The organism is Ralstonia sp. SA306, assembly GCF_054792405.1.
The window spans coordinates 895,867-914,744 of the sequence record NZ_CP096451.1; the positions used below are offsets into that span (position 1 = coordinate 895,867).

Genomic DNA, 18,878 nt, shown 5'->3' on the forward strand with positions numbered 1-18,878 from the left:
TGTGTTGAAGCTTGAAGCAAAGGACGGGAATGCAGAAGCCGTAGGCAGCAGTTTAGGCAGCCCCTGGGCGGAACGGCTTGCCGAGCGATGCAGGCATGTTCAGGCGAATCCAATCCGGATTGCGCGAGATGATGGCCAGCACGACGATGGTGGCGGCAAACGGCGCCATCGACAGAATTTGCGATGGCACCGATACGCCCATCCCCTGCAGGTAGAACTGCAGGATCGTCACACCGCCAAACAGCAGCGCGCCGAACAGGATGCGCATTGGGCGCCAGGTGGCAAAGGTGGTCAGCGCGAGGGCAATCCAGCCGCGGCCGGCAACCATGTTTTCGACCCACATTGGCGTGTAGACCAGCGACAGGTATGCGCCGGCCAGCCCGCAGCATGCGCCGCCAAACAGCAGCGCGCCAAAGCGGATGGTGCGCACCGGGTAGCCGAGCGCGTGAGCCGACTCCGGCGATTCACCGATCGCGCGCAGCGTGAGCCCCGCGCGCGTCTTGAACAGGAACCAGGCAATCGCGCCGCACAGCAGCAGGCTGAAATAGACCATCCAGTGGTGTGCGAACAGGGCAGGGCCGACGAACGGAATCGACTCCAGCCCCGGGATGCCGTGCGCCTGCGCTGGCAGTGACATGCCGACAAAGCGCTGCCCCATGAAGGCAGACAGCCCGGTGCCGAAGATCGACAAGGCGAGGCCCGTCGCGACTTGGTTGGTAACGAGCACCAGCGCCAGCCACGCGAAGAGGGCCGCCATCACCATGCCGGCAATCGCGCCGGCAGCAAAACCCAGCAGCGGAATCTGCGTCTGGTAACCGACCATGAAGCCGACCACGGCGGCCACCAGCATCATGCCTTCGGCGCCGAGGTTCAGCACGCCGGAGCGCTCGTTCATCAAGAGGCCCAGGGCGGCCAGCAACAGCGGGGTGCCGGCGTTGATCGACGCGGCGATCAGGGGAGCGAGACTTTCCATGTGTGAGGCCTGATCAGTGATGCGCGCGCCAGCGCAGGCGGTATTCGATGAGCGTGTCGCAGGCGAGCAGGAAGAACAGCAGCATGCCCTGGAACACTCCGGTAATGGCCGACGGCAGGCCCAGGCGCGATTGCGCAAGCTCGCCGCCGATATAGAACAGCGACATCACAATCGCGCCCAGCACCGTGCCGACCGGATTCAGGCGCCCGACGAATGCCACCACGATGGCGGCAAAGCCGTAGCCTGGAGAAATGGATGGCAGCAGCTGCCCGATTGGGCCCGTGACCTCGAAGGCGCCGGCAATGCCTGCCAGGCCGCCCGACATCAGCAGCGCCGTCCACAGCGCCGCACGCGACGAGAAACCCGCGTAACGGGCCGCTTGCGGCGCCAGCCCGCCCACTTGCAGGCGATAGCCCGCAAAGCTGCGGAAGACGAACAACGTCATCGCCGCCGTCATCACGAGCATGAACAGGAAGCCGACGTGCAGACGCGTGCCGGCCACGAGCGTAGGTAGAACAAATGCGCTGTCGAACACGATCGACTGCGGGAAATTCATGCCGTTCGGGTCCTTCAACGGCCCGTTGACCACGTACAGCAGCAGCAACTGCGCGATGTACGTGAGCATGAGCGAGACGAGGATCTCGTTGGCATGAAAGCGATCGCGCAGCAGCGCGGTAATGGCGGCCCACAGCGCCCCGCCGATCAGGCCGGCGACGACGGCCAGCACCAACGCAAAGCCGCCGGGGATGGCGGGCGTGGGCGTATCGAAGTAAATGATCGTGGCCGCCGCGAAGATGCCGCCGACGATGAGCTGCCCCTCCGCGCCGATGTTCCAGACGTTGGCGCGATAGCACACGGACAAGCCCAGTGCGCACAGCACCAGCGGCACGGTCTTGAGCAGCACTTCACCAATCGCGCGTTTGCTGGCCAGCGGCTCGACCAGAAACACGCGCATGCCCGCCACCGGGTCTTTGCCCAGCAGCGCGAACAGCAGCAGGCCAAACACCATCGTCAGCACCAGCGCGATCAGCGGCGAGGCATAGGCCATGGTGCGCGACGGGATTGCGCGCAGCTCCAGCGAGATCGGCAGCGCCAGGCGGCCGCCATGCATGACGTCAGCCATGGGCTACCTCCGAGGTTGCTGCCGGCGAAGCCGCGGCTTTGTCCCACATGCCGCTCATCCACAGGCCGATCTGTTCGCGGTCGGTGGCGTGCGTGGGGGTAGAAGGGGAGAGGCGCCCGTTGGCGATCACGTGCAGGCGATCGCACAGCGCAAAGAGTTCGTCGAGTTCTTCTGACACGATCAGGATGGCGCAGCCCCCGGCCTTGAGCGCGAGGATTTCGTTGTGGATCTGGGCCGCCGCGCCCACGTCCACGCCCCAGGTCGGTTGCGCGACGATGAGCACGCGCGGCGCGCATTCAATTTCGCGGCCGACGATGAATTTCTGCAGGTTGCCGCCCGACAGGCTCTTGGCCAATGCATCCGGGCCGCCGGCCTTCACGCCAAATCGATTGATGATGCCGGTGGCCAGCTTGCCTGCCGCCTTCTTGTCGATGAGCCCGCCACGCACCTGCGGCGCACGCTGATGCGTCAGCAGCGTATTGGCGGCCAGCGACAGCGATGGCACAGCGCCGCGCCCGAGGCGCTCTTCCGGCACGAACGACAGTCCGCGCTTGCGGCGTGCACGCGGGTCGAGCTTGGCGACCGGCTCGTTGCCGATGCTGATGGTTTGTGCCGGGGGGCGGGTGTCTTCGCCAGACAGGGCCGCCAGGAGTTCCTGCTGCCCGTTGCCTGACACGCCCGCAATGCCGACGATCTCGCCGCTGCGCAATTGCAGTGCGATGTCACGCAGCTCCGTCGCAAAGGCGTGTGCCTTGGGCAGCGACAGACCGGCCACTTCCATGCGCACTTCGCCCGGTGTGGTCTGCGGGCGCAATTCACGCGGAGGCTCGCCGCCGATCATCATGCGCGATAGCGACGCCGCCGTTTCCTGGCGCGGGTCGCACACGCCTGTGACCTTGCCCATGCGCATCACCGTGGCGGCGTGGCACAGGGCCTGAATCTCGTCGAGCTTGTGGCTGATGTAGAGGATGCTTGTGCCCTCCGCCGCCAACTGGCGCAGCGTCACGAAGAGCTTCTCGACGGCCTGCGGTGTCAGCACCGAGGTCGGTTCGTCAAGAATCAGCAGGCGCGGCTTGGTGAGCAATGCGCGCACGATTTCCACGCGCTGGCGCTCGCCGACGGACAGCGTGTGCACATGGCGATGCGGCTCCAGCGGGAGGCCGTATTTCTCGCCCGTGCTGCGCACCTGCTCAGCCACGTCGCGCAGGTCGGTACCCGCGGGCAGGCCGAGCAGAATGTTCTCTGCCACCGTGAGCGTGTCGAACAACGAGAAGTGCTGGAACACCATGGCGATGCCCAGCGCGCGGGCCTGGTGCGGATTGGCGATCTCGACGCGCTGGCCGTCGAGCAGCATCTCGCCGGCGTCAGGCTGCACGGCGCCGAAGATGATCTTCATCAGCGTCGACTTGCCCGCGCCGTTTTCGCCCAGCACGGCATGGATCTCGCCCGGCGCGACTGTCAGGCTGACGCCGTCGTTGGCGACCACGCTCGGGTAGCGCTTGGTCATGCCCGTCAGCGACAGGCGTGGTGGGAGTGGTGTCACAACAGTTGGCTCGTGGTTTCCGTGCCGCTCACCGTGCAGGGTACGCAGCGGAGGCGGTCTCATTTTGGGTGTTGACGACACTTCACAGCAGGCAACGCCGATGCAGGTTCGCGCCGACGCATCGCAGCAATCATCATGGTTGTGTGATGCTTGCCATCAACAACAAATTATATCGTCCGGAACCGCACCGGACGGCGATTTCGGCCAGCTCGCGACTGCCTCGTACGAGGGGTGGCGGAGTGCAAATCCCGTGCCGGGTCCATCGGGGCCATTTGGAGGTTCCAGCTTGTCATGCCGACGTATGCAGGTTGCACGCTCAGCCCTCGGGTGGGGCGCGCAGGCCGCCTTGCACCTGGCCGGTGCGCGCCCGTGGTTCGCCACTTTGCGCTAAAGTTCTTGGTTTGCTCCGGCGCGGGCTGCACGTCTGCGCCGCGTCTCGTTCTCCCTTCATGACTGCTCCCGCTCCTGCACGATCCCGCATGCCCGGCCCGATTCCCGGCTGGCTCCTGTTGCTTGGCGCGCTCACGGCCATCGGCCCCCTGTCGGTCGACATGTACCTGCCGAGCCTGCCGACCATCGCGCGCGATCTGAATACGTCGTCGGCTGCGGCGGGGCTCACGCTGACCGTCTTCCTGATCAGCCTCGCGATCGGCCAGCTCATCTATGGCCCGGCTAGCGATCGGTTTGGCCGCAAGCCGCCGCTCTATATCGGTCTGGCGATGTACGTGGCGGCATCCATCGGTTGCGCGTTTGCCAAAGACGCCACGATGCTGGCCGTGCTGCGCGGCGTGCAGGGATTTGGCGGCTGCGCGGGCATGGTTATCGCACGCGCTGCCGTGCGTGATCGCATGGACCCGGGCGGCGCCGCGCAGGCGTATTCCACGCTGATGCTGGTGATGGGGGTGGCGCCGATCCTCGCACCGATGATTGGCGGCGCGGTGCTGCAATTCGCAACGTGGCGGGTCATCTTTGCTTTGCTGACGGCATTTGGCGTGCTGTCGCTGGTGGCCGTGCACTACCTGATGCGCGAGTCGCTGGCGCCCGAGCAGGCGCGCAAGCTGGCGGTCAGCCACGTGCTGCGCGACTACTGGGAACTCCTGCACGATCACCATTACGCCGCCTATATGTGGTGCGGCGCGGTGTTCCTGTCGGGCATGTTTGCGTACATCACCGTGTCGTCGTTCGTGCTGATCGACGGTTATGGGCTGACGCCCTCGCACTACGCGTGGGTGTTCGGCAGCAACGCGGCGGGGATGATCGCGGCCTCGCGCGTGAATGTGCGGCTGGTGCGTAAATATTCGCCGGCGCGCGTGCTGCGGCGGGCGCTGTGGGTGCCGGTTATCACCAGCGTGCTGGCTGCGGCAGCCGCGGCGGCGGGTTATACGCCGCTGCCGCTCGTGCTGGTGGCGCTGTTCTGCTACATCGCATCGATCGGCTGCATCTCGCCCAACACCGGCGCCCTTGCAATGGCGGGGCAGGGCGCGCGTGCGGGTACGGGCTCGGCGCTCATGGGCGCCATGCAATTCGGCCTCGGCATGGTGACCGGTACGGTGGTTGCCGCCATCGGCCAGACCGCGCTGCCGCTGCTGGGCATGATGGCCGTGTGCGCCATCGCCGCCCTTGTTCTGGGCCTGCGCATCACGCGCGAAGAGCCCGGCGCCTGATCCTCGCGCTTCCGGCTATTCCTCTACGCCTCTTGTTCTAGAGGCGTCTTCCTCTTTTCATATGACTCGGGCATAACATGCCTGTCACGCTGACCGTGTCCGGCACCTATGATGAGTGCAGCCGGACCGCGTTCCGCCGCGACTTGGCCCTGAGCGACTAAGGGTTACTTCTTATACAGAATTTATCGACAATTTATTAACGTATCGCTTTCGTTTTCAATCGCGCATCGTTTTGCCGGGATCTTCCCGCCAACGGCGCACACGGGACGGGGGTTAAGTTGCAGTGCACGATTCACCGGCTGGGCGAACTGGCGTTGTTGTGCGAAGTGCCGCCACCGGCCACCCTGACTTGTCAGCAGCGCATCTGGGCGATGGCTTCGCGCGCGTCCAACTGGGCGGGCGTGGTCGACGTGGTGCCCGGCATGAACAACCTCACGCTCGTGTTTGGCCCGTTGGCTGATGCGCAACGATTGACCACTCAACTGCGCGAGGCCTGGGAAGAAAGCCAGGCGCTGGTGGCCGACGGCAAACTCGTCGATATCGAAGTCGCCTATGGCGGTGACGAAGGTCCCGATCTGCGCGAAGTGGCCAAGCACACCGGCCTGAGCACGGCCGAAGTCGTGCGTCGTCACACCGCGCCCGAATACATCGTCTATTTCCTGGGTTTCCAGCCGGGCTTTGCCTACATGGGCGGGCTCGACAAGTCGCTCGCCACGCCACGCCGCGCCGAGCCACGCATGGCCGTGCCGGCCGGCTCGGTGGGCATCGGCGGCGAGCAGACCGGCATCTACCCGGCCGCATCCCCCGGTGGCTGGCAATTGCTTGGTCGCACAGACGCGGCGCTCTTCATGCCGCAGCGCAATCCCCCCACGCTGCTCTCGCCTGGAGACCGCATCCGCTTTGTTGCCTCGAAGGTGCGCGCATGAGTTCGAAACCCCAACCCATGATCGAGATCGTGCGGGCCGGCGTGCTGGCCTCCGTGCAAGACCTGGGCCGCACCGGCTATCGCCGCTTTGGCGTGTGCACATCCGGCGCGCTCGATCCACTGTCGCTGTATGTGGGCAACCGCCTGGTCGGGAACCGCAGTGATGCGGCGGGCATCGAGTTCACGCTGGGCAACGCCACGCTGCGCTTCCACGCCAACGGCTTGATCGCGCTGACGGGCGCCGATTGCCGCGCCACGCTCGACGGCGCGCCGGTGCATGCATGGCGCGCCATCCCCGTGCAGCGCGGTCAGACGCTGACCTTGCGTGTGGCGCAGGGCGGTGTGCGAGCGTATCTCTGTGTGGCCGGTGGCATCGATGTGCCCGAGATGATGGGCTCGCGCAGCACCGATCTGAAAGCCGGCTTCGGCGGCCTCGAAGGGCGCCCGCTGAAGGACGGCGACAGGTTGCAGGTATTGCCTGCAGACACGACGTACGCTCCCGACATCAGCGGCGATACCGTTGCGGTGAAGGCCGCCCGCTGGACGTTCGACCGCGCGCAGAAGGACACGCCCGTCATGCGCGTGCTGCCTGGTCCCGAATACGACGATTTCGTTGCCGATGCGCAAGCCGCGTTCTGGGAATCGGACTGGACGCTCACGCCTAACAGCAACCGCATGGGCTTTCGCCTGCAAGGGCCGGAACTCAAGCGCAAGAAGCAGCGCAGCAGCGATCTGCTCTCGCATGGCGTGGTGCCGGGCGTGATCCAGGTGCCGCCGTCGGGCCAGCCCATTGTGCTGATGGCCGATGCGCAGACCACGGGCGGCTATCCGAAGATCGGCTCCGTCATCCTGGCCGACCAATGGCGCCTGGCGCAGATTCCGCTTGGCACGCGCGTGCGCTTTGAGCGCGTGACGCTGGAAGAGGCTGAAGCCGCCCGCGCCGACGTGGCACGGTATCTGCAGCAAATCGAAACCGCGCTGGATTGGCAGCGCCAGGGCATTTTGTCGAGCGCGCACCGCACCGCCAAGACGCGACTGAACGCCTGATGCACCGGAAGACAACACCATGACTGCAATTGATCTGAACGCCGACCTTGGCGAAGGCTGCGATACCGACGAGGCGCTCCTCACGCTGGTGAGTTCCGCCAACATCGCCTGCGGCTGGCATGCCGGCGACGTCAACACGATGCGCCAGACCGTCGGCTGGGCGCTGCGCCAGGGCGTGTCGATCGGCGCGCATCCGAGCTTTCCTGATCGCGAGAATTTTGGCCGCACTGAAATGCACCTCCCGCCGGATGAAATCTACGCGGGCGTGCTGTTCCAGATTGGCGGGCTCTCTGCCATCGTGCGTGCGCAGGGCGGCAAGCTGGCCCACGTGAAAGCGCACGGCGCGCTGTACAACCAGGCTTCGCGTGACCGGCCTCTGGCCGTCGCCATCGTGCGCGCGATCCGTGATTTCGATCCGTCGCTGGTGGTGTTCGGTCTGGCGGGCGGTGAGCTGGTCAAGGCAGCGCGCGAACTTGGTCTGCAGGCCAAGGAAGAGGTGTTTGCCGATCGCGGGTACAACGCCGACGGCTCGCTCGTCAAACGCGGCACGCCGGGTGCCTTGATCGACAGCGAAGATGCCGCGTTGGACCAGACGCTGACGATGGTGCGCGAGCAGCGCGTAAGGGCCATCGACGGCACGTGGGTTCCGATCCGCGCGGAAACGGTTTGTCTGCACGGCGATGGCGCGCATGCGCTGGCGTTCGCGCGACGCATTCGGGAACGGCTGGGCAGCGAGGGTATCGCTGTTCGCGCCGGCGCCTGAGCCACGGCCCCGTCCTTCCAACGGGGCTTTTTATTAACTTGGGGGGAAGCACCACATGGGTACGGCAGTGAATCTATGGCCGCTGATCGGGGTGGTCGTCATCATCGCGGGGTTCATCCTGCGATTCAATCCGATGCTGGTGGTGGCTGTGGCCGCCATCGCCACTGGCTTTGCGGCATCGATGTCCATCGGCCAGATCCTGACGGCGATCGGGACGGGCATCATCAAGACGCGGACGTTGCCGCTGATCATCCTGCTGCCGCTCGCGGTGGTGGGTTTGCTCGAGCGTCACGGCTTGCGTGAACACGCGCAGAACTGGATCTCGCGCATCCAATCGGCCACGGTGGGTCGTCTGCTGATCGTCTACCTCGCCGTGCGCGAGCTGACGGCGGCGGCGGGCCTAACGAGCCTCGGCGGGCATCCGCAGATGGTGCGTCCGCTGCTGGCGCCAATGGCAGAAGGCGCCGCCGAAAACCGCTTCGGCAAGCTGCCGGCGCCGGTGCGCGAACGTCTGCTGGCCTTCTGCGCCGCCACGGACAACGTCGGCCTGTTCTTCGGTGAGGACATCTTCGTGGCCTTTGGCGCCATCGCGCTGATGCACACGTTCCTGCTCGGCTCGGGCATCGACGTGGAACCGCTGCACATCGCGGTGTGGGGCATCCCGACTGCGGTCTGCGCGTTCCTGATCCACTCGGTGCGCCTCAAGCGCCTGGACGGCTGGCTTGCCCGTGAAATGGGTGCCGCCGCTAACACCAACGCGGCCGCGGCCAAGCAGGGGTAAGCCATGATTCTGTCGATCAATTATCTGTACTGGCTGGCCGGGATCATCCTGACGATCACCGCGCTGATGACCTTTGCCGACAAGAACCACCCGCGTCGCTGGACCACGGGCCTGTTCTGGGCGATCTTCGCCGTCATCTTTCTCGTTGGCGACAAGATTCCGCCGATTGCGGTGGGCGTCGGCGCCGTGGTGATGGCACTGCTGGCCGGCACGGGCGGTGTGACGCTGGGCAAGCATGGCGAACTGCCGGCAGAAGAGCGCCGCGCATCCGCCAAGCGCCTGGGCAACCGCCTGTTCATTCCAGCACTGACCATTCCGCTGGTCACCGTCATCGGCAGCGTGTTCCTCAAGGACATCAAGATTGGCGGCGATCTGCTGCTCGATCCGAAGAACCAGACCTTCGTCTCGCTGGGCCTGGGCTGCATCATCTCGCTCGCGCTGGCGTGCTGGTTGACGCGCGACACGCCGGTGCAAGCCATGCGTGAATCGCGTCGGCTGACCGAGTCGCTCGGCTGGGCGCTGGTGCTGCCGCAGATGCTGGCCATGCTGGGTCTCGTCTTCGCCGATGCCGGTGTGGGCAAGGCCGTGGCGCACCTGACCACCGCTTACATCAACATGGACTATCGCCTCGTCGCGGTCATCGTCTATTGCGTGGGCATGGCGCTGTTCACCGTCATCATGGGCAACGGCTTTGCGGCCTTCCCGGTCATGACGGGCGGCGTGGGCGTGCCGATCCTGGTGGGCGTGTTCCATGGCAACCCGGCGGTGATGGCGGCCGTCGGCATGTTCTCGGGCTACTGCGGCACGCTGATGACCCCGATGGCGGCCAACTTCAATGTCGTGCCGGCTGCGCTGCTGGAGCTTTCCGATAAGAACGCTGTGATCAAAGCGCAAGTCCCGACCGCGCTGCTGTTGCTTACAGCCAATATCGTGCTCTTGTACTTCCTGATGCTTCACTAATCGTGTTTAATGCGTCGCGTGCGGTGTGCGTCACGCGGGCGGCTCTTAGCCGGCCGACGCCACCAAGCGCGATCGCTGCCCGCGAGACAAGGGCATGCGGTCGTGTAGACCTCGCATCGTGCTCTTCTCCGGGGGGATTTATGAGCAGCCAGATGACGAGCGGCCGTTCCATGTCGGGACGCCGCTTTCTTTGTGTTCTTGCAGTCAGCGCCCTGTCGCTGATTTCCGCCGCGCAAGCCCGCGCGGAAACGCTCCGAGTGGCCACGCCGTATCCGGCCCTCAATTTCCATACGCAAAACCTGCAGGCCTTCGCCAGCGCCGTCAGTGCCGCCACCAACGGCGGGCTCAAGCTGGACGTCTATCCGAACGGCACGCTGCTCAAGCCGGCCGCCATCTTTGATGGCGTCAAGGACGGCAAGGCCGAAGCGGGCGAGGTGATGCTTTCGACGCTGGCCCAGCGCGATCCGCTCTTCGGCGTGGATTCAATTCCCTTCGTGGTGTCGGGCTACAACGATGCGCGCCTGCTGTGGGATGCCTCGCGCAGCCACATCGAAGCGCTGATGAAGGCCAACGGATTGCGCCTGCTGTACGCCGTGCCCTGGCCGCCGCAGAACCTGTATTCCGAAACACCGATCGCCCGTTTGTCCGACCTGAAGGGACATCGTTTGCGCACCTATAACGCGGCGCAAAAGCGCATTGCCGAGCTGTACGGTGCGCAGGCCGTGCAGGTGGAGGCCGCCGACCTGACCGCCGCGATTGCCGGCGGCCGGATCGACACTATGGTCACCTCGCCGTCCACCGGTTTGGAAACGAAGGCTGGCCAGCGCATGACCTATTACTACAAGGTCAACGCGTGGATCCCGAAGAACGCCGTGTTCGTCAACGAGGCGCGCTTCGCCAAGCTACCGCCGGCGATGCAGCAGACCGTGCTCAAGCTCGCCAAGGAGTACGAGACGCGCGGGTGGGATTCGAGCCGCCAGACTTATGAGCGCGATGAAGCCGAACTCGCCAAGACCGGCGTGCGCGTGCTCAATCCGGACGTGACGCTGCAGGGCGATATGCGCCGCCTGGGCGAGCGTCTGACGCGCGAATGGCTGCACACCGCGGGCACGGAAGAAGTCGACATCCTGTTGAACTTCGAGAACAAGCGCAGCAAGGCAAACTGACGCTGCAACGCGCTTGGGCATGATGTTCGACGGACGTTTATCATCGTTTTAGTCTTACGCTGCACGCAGGAGAACGTCATGCCTACCGTCCTCGTCACCGGTTTCGATCCGTTTGAGAACGAACCCATCAATCCGTCGTGGGAAGCCGTGCGCACCCTCGATGGCCAAGGAATCGCCGGTGCCGAGATTGTCGCGCGCCAGTTGCCGACCATCTTTGGTGAATCCAACAAAGTGCTCGGCAAGTTGCTGCAGACGCTGCAGCCGGATGTGGTGATCGCCGTGGGGCAGGCTGGCGGCCGCGCCGAGATGGCCATCGAGCGCATCGCCATCAACGTCGACGACGCACGCATTGCTGACAACGCCGGTAAGCAACCCATCGATATCGCCATCGCGAGTGATGGGCCGGCCGCGTATTTTTCAACGTTACCGATCAAGGCTATCGTGCGCGAACTGCGTGCGGGCGGCGTTCCTGCATCGGTCTCGCAGACGGCGGGTACCTTTGTCTGTAACCACGTCTTCTATGGGCTGATGCATGCCCTCGCCCGCCACAAGCTGCCGACGCGCGGCGGCTTTATCCACATCCCGTATCTGCCGTCGCAGGCAGCCAAGCACCCGGGGCAACCGAGTATGGCGCATGACACCATCGTCACGGGCCTGCGCATCGCCATCGAGACAACGCTGCGCACGCTGCACGACGTACGCGAAACGGGCGGCCAGCTGCACTGAGCCCGCGCAGCAGCTCGGCGCGCTGGTCAGTCCGTGAAGCGCGTATGCCGTTGCAGTTCAATGCGCGCCGACGCGCTTGGGGCCGCATAGCCAGAGGCGATTGGAGCGGTGTCGACCGGTGACGGTTCAAGTTCGATGAACGCAGATTCGTCGTCGTGCGGTGTGGCCGGGTGTTCCAACTCGGGCAGCCTCGGCGCTGGCTCGGTAGCCCGCACAAGCTTGCGCAGCCGTATCGATTTCACCGGCAATTGCGTTACGGCCAGCGATGCAGCCGCGATGACTGGCGCGGCAACTTCCACACCGTCCATCGCCATGTCTGGAGCCTGCGCGACCGCAGCTACGGCTGCGGTAACGGCTTCGGATTCCTCGGGCTCGTGGGTTTCTATTAGTGCGACCTGCTCGGTAGCAAGGTTCTCGTGCGGAACGCCCGGTGTGGTTGGCTGGGCGATGACGGCCACGGTGGTCTGATCCGACGCTGCGGCCTGCTGCCGATGTTGCCGATGCGGCCTGGTCTGCCAGCCAAGCAGCGCAGCGGCCAATGTGCAGGCCACGCCAATTGACAGCACGGTCATGCGTTGACGCCATTGCCCGCGAGTAGTTGCGCCGGCTTCACCGTAGGTTTTGGCGGCAGGATCGGCGGGCGTACTCACCTGTGTGCCGACGATGGCCAGCGCCTCGTCGAGTGGTGGCCCGAAAGGCGGCGGCATACGCACCAGACCCGGTAGGCGCAGGTGTCCGTCAATGATGAAGTGGGGCGATTCCAAGTCCGTCTCCGCTGATGGCCGCAGCGGACGTCAAAGCAAAGCCGGCTGCGCAAGCAGGCGCCATGCTAAGCGGTGGGTGAACGGTGGTCGATCAGATTGATCCTAAGTCGATGCGGGCCGCACCGAAGGCTGGGGAGGTCGCTGGCCTGCCGTTTCTGCGCCAAGCCAGGAATGTGAATATCGCAGACGTTTACGGTGCTGGCGACCAGTGCGGATCGTTGAGCTGCTTTTCCAGCAGGCGGATCTGCTGCTGCAGCGATTCAACCTGGGTCTGGTACGCGCGGCGCTCGATGTCCAGCGCCTTGGTCTCCTGCCGCATGGTCTGCTGCTCGGTCAGCATCTTCTGGCGCTGCGCCTGCATGATGCGCACTTCCTGGCTGAGCGATGCGGCACGCTGCTGAGCTGCCTGGGCTTCGCGCTCCAGTTGCGCCTTCTGGCCCGCCGTGACGGCGCGGCGCAGATCATCTTCGGCCCATGTCCGGGTCTGGCTCGCCAGTGTGTCGTATGCGCCTTCGGCCGGAGCGACCGACGCAAACTTGTACACACGCCACAGTTCTTTGCGATACGACAGGGCAACGTAGGCCGTGGTGTCTTCGTTGACGAGCAGCAGGCTGGTGCCGTAGTCGCCGTTGTAGGTCGTGCGCAGTTCGGTCAAGCGCTTCTGCGCCAGCAAGTGCTGCAGCTCGGCAACGGTGCCGCCCGACGCTGCCGTGGACACTGCCGGCGCTTGTGGCGCGCTGGCTTGCGCGTGGACGAAACCGGCGCCTGCAACCGAGGCTGCGGCAACGAACGAGAGGGCGGTTCGGCGAAAAACGAGAGACATCGCAAGGTTCAGAAATCGGAGCCGACGCGACTATATCAGCTTTGCACTCCAGGCCCTGCGGCAAGCGGTCCGATTTGACGTTCCGCAGCTTTTGAATCATGGCGGCGTCGCGCTTCGGCGACGATGCACTGCCACTCGGTGCGGGAGACGCGTTCGCGGAACATCTCGATCAGGAAGTCGCCCAGGTTCTGACGTGGCCTGGCCATGCCAAGCGTGGCTTTCAAGCGTCTCAATTCGTTCTGCAGTCGCGTGACCCGTGCCCGCGCTTTGGCCTGTTGCAGCGAACCGGCAGGGAATGTTCTTACTGAGGCTTCGGCTGCTGCGAGCGCTCGCACAAGATCGGCACGTTGTTGTTGAAGCGGCTCAGTCCCGTCGTTGCGATTACCGAGGGTATCTTGCAAAGGAGATTGCGTGTCCTCTAGGCGAGCAAGGGCGTGGCGCATTTCGATGCTCCTGTATCGGGTCTAGGTACCCGAACCCCGACGCCAATCGGGGTGGCCGGGCACAAGGCAAGGTTGGCGTACCGGCGATACAGGAAACCGGCGAGCGCGAGCGCTCCCTCACCAAGGCCCGGCCATAGGAGGCGCTTGATGAACGGGCGTAAAAAAACCGCCAGCCGGCGGTTACCCGCCTGTATCTGCTCCCGGACGCCAATCCGAGGTCACGTTGTGTGCGTGACGGGCGGCAGTATAGCGCAGGGGTTGCGCGCTGTTTGTGCCAAGTCGTGAAGCCGAGAAGCCCCGATGCCGATCGGGCGGCGCGTAAGCGCTCTCTCGCCAAGGCACGGCGAAGGAGAGGGCGGGGGTGTCAGCGGTTCTGCATCTCTTTGAGCCACAGGCTCATCAGCCCAGCGCGGCCACGCACGCCGAACTTGCGATAGACGTTTGTGATGTAGGAGTGCGTGGTTGAAACGGCAAGGCCGAGCTGTTCCGCAATCTGCTTTTCTGCGGCCTCGGTCAACAACAGTTGCAATACCCGGGACTCGTGAGGCGCCAGACGCGCCTGCAGTTGCGCCAAGGGGCTGCGCTCTGCCAGCGTCCTCGTTGCGGTGACGTTACGCGCCACGCCAATGCGCAGTTGGTGCTCGACGCTCCACTGTGCCGACCACGACAACTGGACATCGGTGCCAAGCTGGTGGCGATAGCGATTCTCGAATCCAGTGCACTTTGCACCTGCCTGAACGCGACCCGCTTCCCGTTGCGTTCTGTCGCGGTCGTCCGGCGCTACAAGCTCGAGCATGCATTGCTCGACCAGCTCGGATGGCCGATAACCAAGGATGTCCTGCCACGCCGCATTGGCGTGACGGATCCGCCCACGCTCGTCGACCAGAAAGACGCCATCCGGAAGACTATTGGCCAAAGCGATCGCGCTCACATCATTGAGGACTTCCATGGTCTGCCGCGTTTGGTTGCAATACAAAAGAGAACTGATGGCCAGGCGCCGATGTGCAATACCAAGCTGGGTCGCAATCCCAGGCAGCGACAAACAGTTGCACAAGGCTGTGATCATGACAGCGCTGCCAGCACTTGCCGCGCTCTCGGATATGTTGATCCGCGCCCGCTGCACCAAAAAAAAGCAGCCGGCACGAACGGCGTCTGCTGGCGGGTTCATGCCCTCTAATTAGCAGGGTGCCAGTCAGAATAGCGTCTGCTATCGTTCCCGACAATATACGGTGTCAGCATCATGCCTAATAAGAATGTTCAGCACCTGTGCGGTTCCATGGGACCGACGCGGGGCGGGCAACGGGGAAAACAGCAAGTCGTCTGGCCCTCGCAGGCCAAACCTGACTCGTAGACACGGGGTGAGCGGATTCTCCCCTTGTCTTTTCGAGTTGGCGATCCGGCGACATGGCTTCGGCGTTGATGCGCAAGCCCTTACCAAGAAGCTTATTGGTGAGGGAAAAATAAAAAGAGTTGTACCTTTTTTGAAGAACGGGGAAGAGTCTTCATTGCGCTCGACCAACCCCAAGCCCGGGGGGGCTTGGGGCGGCGCTTGCGTTCTTGGCTTTGGTTAACGGCGCGCAGCAGCCGCGGTCAGGTTATTCCATTAAGAAAAAGAATAATCAATACGTCCGTTTTGATTTAGCGCCCGACTACTATGGATTTGATTTGCAAGGTAAGGTTGTACCAAGATCGTGGACGCTATTTTGCGGTGTTGGTCGCACCGGACACGATGTGCTCCAGCACAGGGCGAAACGCAGCTGAAGCTCTAACAAATCTAGGCAGGTCTATGGCCGAGAATCCTCTCCCTCAACCGGTCGATTTCTCGACAGAGCCGAAGGAGCGCAAGAGCGCTAATCAGGTAGGCGGGGTCACGCCCGCTCCTCGCGAATTTCCCCGCGCCATGCCTACCGTAAAACGTCTTCTCAACGAGCGTTTCGGCAAGGCCACCTTGCGTGAACTTTCAGAAAAGCTGGGTTTGGACGACGTCACTCCGCAACTGCTGTCGTCTTCCATCGCGGGCAACGGGGCGAAGCGCGTTCGTCTGGCCATTGCCAAGGCGCTTGGAGAGGATCCCGATGCGCTTTGGCCGATGGCGCGGCATTAGCAGGGACTCGCGTTCGAGCGCAGTGCACGCACTTTGTGGCCAAGCTTTTGCGCGAAGTTACGGACGCTCGCCAAGCTGTGAACCCGTGCACGTCGCGAATCTGAGGGAGTACAGAACCGTTGCGTCACGTTCGGCTCCAGCAACTATCAGCTTCATGGCGTATGCCATTGCTGTTATGCATGGCTCGCAACGAGCGCCGCTTTCCTCTCTCGCCAGCACCGAACGGCATTCCAAAGGACGGTGTCAAGGTTGTCTCAGCCGGGCCAGATGTGATGTGTCATGCAGGGGTTGAATCATTATCAAGATGATGTCTGCATTCGCTGGACAGTTGGCCGGAATGCGGAATTCTTCTGTTGATATAGATTTAATTTAATGCAGATGTCAGTGCCTTTGATAACATCCTATGAGAAATTTAAAAAACCGGCTTCAGATTGTTTTATGTGGAAATTTGTTAAATCAAGTGGTTGAAGAAAAGTTTTAGCCCCAGTGCCCTTTACATTGCTCACCTCGCGCGCACAGTTCATCGCGCCCAGTCGAACTCGAATCAAGGTGAGCAACGATGGCAGAGTGGCAAGGGGCATCCGGAGCAGTTGGCACAAGCGTTGAGCGAGTTGTTCGGGCTCTCGCCGGCCGGCAGCCGTATCACCTCGACGTGCCGGGTACGGAGAGCGCGCAGGCGTTGTCAGTCGTGTCGTTCGAAGCCATCGAGCGCCTAGGCGAGCCCTATCGAATCACCATCGAACTCACGCACCCCGACGAGTTGGTGCGCGCGGATTATCTGGGCAAGGATGCGACGTTCAGCATCGACAGCGATGACGGATGCGAGCCGCGCAAGTTCTGCGGCTGCATCACCGGCTTTTCCAAGCTCAAGGCCACGGCGGACTTCACCGCCTACCAAATCGTTGTCGAAGCTCACGTCGCCCGCTTACGGATTGTCCGTAACACGAGGGTCTTCCAACACAAGACCGGTCCCGAGATCATTGAAGCGATCCTGCGCCGGCACGGCTTCAAGGGCCACCAGTTCCGCTTCAAGCTGCGCCGCGAGAGCTATCGCACGCACGCGTTTCGCTTCCAGTACAACTGCTCGGATTGGGATTACATCAAGATCCTGATGCAGCGTGAAGGTTTGTATTGCTACTGGATTCAGGGCGAGTTTGGGGATGAAATCGTCTGGGCGGACGACATCGATTTTTACCTCTACACGCCTGATCGGACGGTCCCCTATCGGGAGACTGCCGGGTTGGAATCATCTGGGGTCGAGGCCATCTCCAGCCTGCAGACGCACGCCCAGGTCGTGGCGCAGTCGGTGCGGGTGGCGGACTACAACCCGGACGCCGCGTGGGAACGCATTGACGGCGAAGCCAATATCGCCCGCAAAGACACCACGACGTTTGGCCAACCCTACATCTGGGGAACCCACCATCTCGACCCGGCGGAAGCCAAGTGGGAAGCCCAACTGCAGCATGAAGCCGAGATTGCCTGGCAACTGATCTACGAAGGTCAGGGCAACGTACGTGACCTGTGCCCGGCGCAAATCCTGCGCATCGACAAACCAGAGCCCGACGCTCCCAACGGCATGGTCGCCATCGAGGTCATCCACCGTGGTGCGCGCGACCGGGCGTACAGCAACACCTTCAAGGCCATCCCCAGTGATCGGCGGTTCAGATTACGCATCGAGCGTGATACGTGGCCGAAAGTGGCCGGCACCTTGACTGCCAGGGTGACTTCGCCCAGCAATAGCACCTACAAATACGCGTACCTCAACACGGCCGGTCGGTATGCGGTTCGGTTCGAGTTCGACCAGGAGGAGTGGGACTCCGGTGCCGAATGTGTGCCGCTGCGCATGGCCAAGGCGTTCGCCGGCAAGAACCAGACCGGTCTGCACCTGCCTGCGCTCCCCGGTGACGAGGCCGTGATTTCCTGCCGCGACGGGGATCCCGATAAGCCGGAAATCGTAGCCTTCCACCACAACAGCATTCACCGCGATCTGATCACCAGCGAAGACCGCTGGCTCTCGCGCAACCGCCTCACTACCCAGAGCCGGAACCTGCTGGAGTTGGATGACTGGGAGGGCGAGGAATACGTCACGCTCAGAACCGAGCATTCGGGCAAGAGCCAGCTCACGCTGGGGCACATCAACGATGGGCGGTGGGAGAAGCGGGGGGAAGGTTTTGAGCTGCGGACCTCCGGATGGGGAGCTATCCGGGGTGGTAAGGGACTTTTCATCTCTGCGGATGATCAGCCGAAGGCCAACGGCAAACAGCTCGATATGACCGCAGCGCTTTCCCAGCTGCAAGTCGCGTTGGCACAGGCCGAGGGCTTGGCCAGCATGGCCCGAATTGCCAACGCCGAGATCGCCGACCTCAAAGCCGAAAACCAATGGCTCAAGGACAGCGTGACAGAACTGAAACAGGCAGTGATGGTGCTGTCCGCCCCAGCGGGTATCGCGATGGTAACGCCGGACCGCATGTCCGTGGCGGCTGGTAAGGACATCAACGTGTCCACCATGGCCGGCGTGAATATCAGCACGCTCAAGAACATCACACAGGCCGCTAGCGGCGCACTATCCCTGTTTGCCAACAAGCTTGGTATCAAGCTGTTTGCCGCGCGCGGCAAGGTGCAGATACAGGCGCAGTCTGATGCCATGGAACTTGTCGCACAGAAGAACCTGCAAATCGCCAGCGCGGACGGCACCGTAACCGTCAATGCGGCCAACGGCGTCATTCTGAGTGGTGGCGGGTCAGCCTACATCAAAGTGCTGGGCGACAGCGTAGAGATCGGTGGTGCTGGCAACTTGATTGTCAAGGTGCCGAAGATTCAGAAATTGGGGGCTGGTGCATTGTCGCTACCGGTGCCGAAGTTCAATCAGGGCTCGATCACGAACGACGAGCGGTTCATCTTGAGTGACGGCATCACCGGTCGTCCGATTGCCAATCGACCATACAAAATTCAACTCGCCAATGGACAGCTGGTCGAGGGTATTACCAATGACATTGGCGAGACTTCGATCAGCCAGCAGGACGTGGCTCAAGGCCTCAAGCTGCTGCTCCAGAACCACAGGGAAGTGTGATTC

General features: G+C 63.2%; 17 protein-coding genes. 10 read left to right on the top strand and 7 right to left on the bottom strand.

Going from position 1 to position 18,878, the window contains the following annotated elements; genetic code table 11:
• Positions 1–52: 52 nt before the first annotated feature.
• Genes M1D44_RS04230 through M1D44_RS04240 form a run of 3 tightly spaced genes read right to left on the bottom strand, consistent with a single transcriptional unit; the run spans position 53 to position 3,603 of the window.
• Positions 53–973, bottom strand: coding sequence for an ABC transporter permease (locus tag M1D44_RS04230; protein ID WP_024975208.1), 921 nt, complete (start codon positions 971–973; stop codon positions 53–55).
• 13 nt (positions 974–986) lie between these two features.
• A complete protein-coding gene (locus M1D44_RS04235) occupies positions 987–2,096 on the bottom strand; it encodes an ABC transporter permease (RefSeq protein WP_112184124.1) in 1,110 nt (369 codons plus the stop codon).
• Positions 2,089–3,603, bottom strand: a complete 1,515-nt coding sequence (locus M1D44_RS04240; RefSeq protein WP_316853199.1) for an ABC transporter ATP-binding protein — start codon at positions 3,601–3,603, stop codon at positions 2,089–2,091. The genes M1D44_RS04235 and M1D44_RS04240 overlap by 8 nt, the downstream gene beginning before the upstream one ends.
• Before the next feature lie 485 nt (positions 3,604–4,088).
• On the opposite strand from M1D44_RS04240, the gene M1D44_RS04245 reads away from it, so the two are divergent.
• The 8 genes from M1D44_RS04245 (at position 4,089) to pcp (ending at position 11,671) form a co-directional block, all read left to right on the top strand.
• Positions 4,089–5,303 carry a multidrug effflux MFS transporter gene (locus tag M1D44_RS04245; protein ID WP_316853182.1) on the top strand — a complete coding sequence of 405 codons (1,215 nt, stop codon included), beginning with the start codon at positions 4,089–4,091 and terminating at the stop codon, positions 5,301–5,303.
• A gap of 278 nt (positions 5,304–5,581) precedes the next feature.
• Positions 5,582–6,229 (top strand): 5-oxoprolinase subunit PxpB, encoded by a 648-nt coding sequence (gene pxpB / locus M1D44_RS04250; protein ID WP_112184128.1) that lies wholly within the window; start codon positions 5,582–5,584, stop codon positions 6,227–6,229.
• On the top strand, positions 6,226–7,275 hold the full coding sequence (locus tag M1D44_RS04255) for a 5-oxoprolinase subunit C family protein (protein WP_316684020.1): 1,050 nt from the start codon (positions 6,226–6,228) through the stop codon (positions 7,273–7,275). The genes pxpB and M1D44_RS04255 overlap by 4 nt, the downstream gene beginning before the upstream one ends.
• 19 nt (positions 7,276–7,294) lie before the next feature.
• Complete coding sequence (gene pxpA / locus M1D44_RS04260; protein ID WP_316684019.1) at positions 7,295–8,038, top strand: 5-oxoprolinase subunit PxpA; 744 nt, start codon at positions 7,295–7,297, stop codon at positions 8,036–8,038.
• A gap of 55 nt (positions 8,039–8,093) precedes the next feature.
• Positions 8,094–8,819, top strand: a complete 726-nt coding sequence (locus M1D44_RS04265; protein WP_024975215.1) for a DUF969 domain-containing protein — start codon at positions 8,094–8,096, stop codon at positions 8,817–8,819.
• Positions 8,820–8,822: 3 nt separating this feature from the next.
• Positions 8,823–9,779, top strand: coding sequence for a DUF979 domain-containing protein (locus M1D44_RS04270; protein ID WP_316684018.1), 957 nt, complete (start codon positions 8,823–8,825; stop codon positions 9,777–9,779).
• Between the two features lie 140 nt (positions 9,780–9,919).
• Positions 9,920–10,945 carry a TRAP transporter substrate-binding protein gene (locus M1D44_RS04275; protein WP_024975217.1) on the top strand — a complete coding sequence of 342 codons (1,026 nt, stop codon included), beginning with the start codon at positions 9,920–9,922 and terminating at the stop codon, positions 10,943–10,945.
• Positions 10,946–11,023: 78 nt separating this feature from the next.
• The gene (gene pcp, locus M1D44_RS04280) at positions 11,024–11,671 is read left to right on the top strand and encodes a pyroglutamyl-peptidase I (protein ID WP_316853183.1); all 648 of its coding nucleotides are present in this window, start codon (positions 11,024–11,026) and stop codon (positions 11,669–11,671) included.
• A gap of 26 nt (positions 11,672–11,697) precedes the next feature.
• Here pcp and M1D44_RS04285 read toward each other — a convergent pair whose 3' ends face one another.
• The 4 genes from M1D44_RS04285 to M1D44_RS04300 form a co-directional block, all read right to left on the bottom strand.
• Entirely contained in the window at positions 11,698–12,435 is a 738-nt protein-coding gene (locus M1D44_RS04285; protein WP_316853184.1) for a ribonuclease E, read from the bottom strand.
• A gap of 190 nt (positions 12,436–12,625) precedes the next feature.
• A complete protein-coding gene (locus M1D44_RS04290; protein WP_316853185.1) occupies positions 12,626–13,258 on the bottom strand; it encodes a DUF2968 domain-containing protein in 633 nt (210 codons plus the stop codon).
• Positions 13,259–13,293: 35 nt separating this feature from the next.
• Positions 13,294–13,701, bottom strand: coding sequence for a hypothetical protein (locus tag M1D44_RS04295; RefSeq protein WP_316853186.1), 408 nt, complete (start codon positions 13,699–13,701; stop codon positions 13,294–13,296).
• Positions 13,702–14,065: 364 nt separating this feature from the next.
• Positions 14,066–14,869, bottom strand: a complete 804-nt coding sequence (locus M1D44_RS04300) for a PAS domain S-box protein (RefSeq protein WP_316853187.1) — start codon at positions 14,867–14,869, stop codon at positions 14,066–14,068.
• Between the two features lie 618 nt (positions 14,870–15,487).
• Here M1D44_RS04300 and M1D44_RS04305 point away from each other — a divergent pair.
• Together M1D44_RS04305 and M1D44_RS04310 are read left to right on the top strand one after the other, a co-directional pair.
• The gene (locus M1D44_RS04305; RefSeq protein ID WP_316853188.1) at positions 15,488–15,805 is read left to right on the top strand and encodes a hypothetical protein; all 318 of its coding nucleotides are present in this window, start codon (positions 15,488–15,490) and stop codon (positions 15,803–15,805) included.
• Between the two features lie 559 nt (positions 15,806–16,364).
• Positions 16,365–18,875 (top strand): type VI secretion system Vgr family protein, encoded by a 2,511-nt coding sequence (locus tag M1D44_RS04310; protein ID WP_316853189.1) that lies wholly within the window; start codon positions 16,365–16,367, stop codon positions 18,873–18,875.
• Positions 18,876–18,878 lie beyond the last annotated feature (3 nt).

Bases quoted from the DNA above. Each gene is read 5' to 3' on its own strand.
- M1D44_RS04230 (WP_024975208.1), bottom strand. From the start codon at position 973: ATGGAAAGTCTCGCTCCCCTGATCGCCGCGTCGATCAACGCCGGCACC.
- M1D44_RS04235 (WP_112184124.1), bottom strand. From the start codon at position 2,096: ATGGCTGACGTCATGCATGGCGGCCGCCTGGCGCTGCCGATCTCGCTG.
- M1D44_RS04240 (WP_316853199.1), bottom strand. From the start codon at position 3,603: ATGACCAAGCGCTACCCGAGCGTGGTCGCCAACGACGGCGTCAGCCTG.
- M1D44_RS04245 (WP_316853182.1), top strand. From the start codon at position 4,089: ATGACTGCTCCCGCTCCTGCACGATCCCGCATGCCCGGCCCGATTCCC.
- M1D44_RS04255 (WP_316684020.1), top strand. From the start codon at position 6,226: ATGAGTTCGAAACCCCAACCCATGATCGAGATCGTGCGGGCCGGCGTG.
- pxpA (WP_316684019.1), top strand. From the start codon at position 7,295: ATGACTGCAATTGATCTGAACGCCGACCTTGGCGAAGGCTGCGATACC.
- M1D44_RS04265 (WP_024975215.1), top strand. From the start codon at position 8,094: ATGGGTACGGCAGTGAATCTATGGCCGCTGATCGGGGTGGTCGTCATC.
- M1D44_RS04270 (WP_316684018.1), top strand. From the start codon at position 8,823: ATGATTCTGTCGATCAATTATCTGTACTGGCTGGCCGGGATCATCCTG.
- M1D44_RS04275 (WP_024975217.1), top strand. From the start codon at position 9,920: ATGAGCAGCCAGATGACGAGCGGCCGTTCCATGTCGGGACGCCGCTTT.
- pcp (WP_316853183.1), top strand. From the start codon at position 11,024: ATGCCTACCGTCCTCGTCACCGGTTTCGATCCGTTTGAGAACGAACCC.
- M1D44_RS04290 (WP_316853185.1), bottom strand. From the start codon at position 13,258: ATGTCTCTCGTTTTTCGCCGAACCGCCCTCTCGTTCGTTGCCGCAGCC.
- M1D44_RS04295 (WP_316853186.1), bottom strand. From the start codon at position 13,701: ATGCGCCACGCCCTTGCTCGCCTAGAGGACACGCAATCTCCTTTGCAA.
- M1D44_RS04300 (WP_316853187.1), bottom strand. From the start codon at position 14,869: ATGAACCCGCCAGCAGACGCCGTTCGTGCCGGCTGCTTTTTTTTGGTG.
- M1D44_RS04305 (WP_316853188.1), top strand. From the start codon at position 15,488: ATGGCCGAGAATCCTCTCCCTCAACCGGTCGATTTCTCGACAGAGCCG.
- M1D44_RS04310 (WP_316853189.1), top strand. From the start codon at position 16,365: ATGGCAGAGTGGCAAGGGGCATCCGGAGCAGTTGGCACAAGCGTTGAG.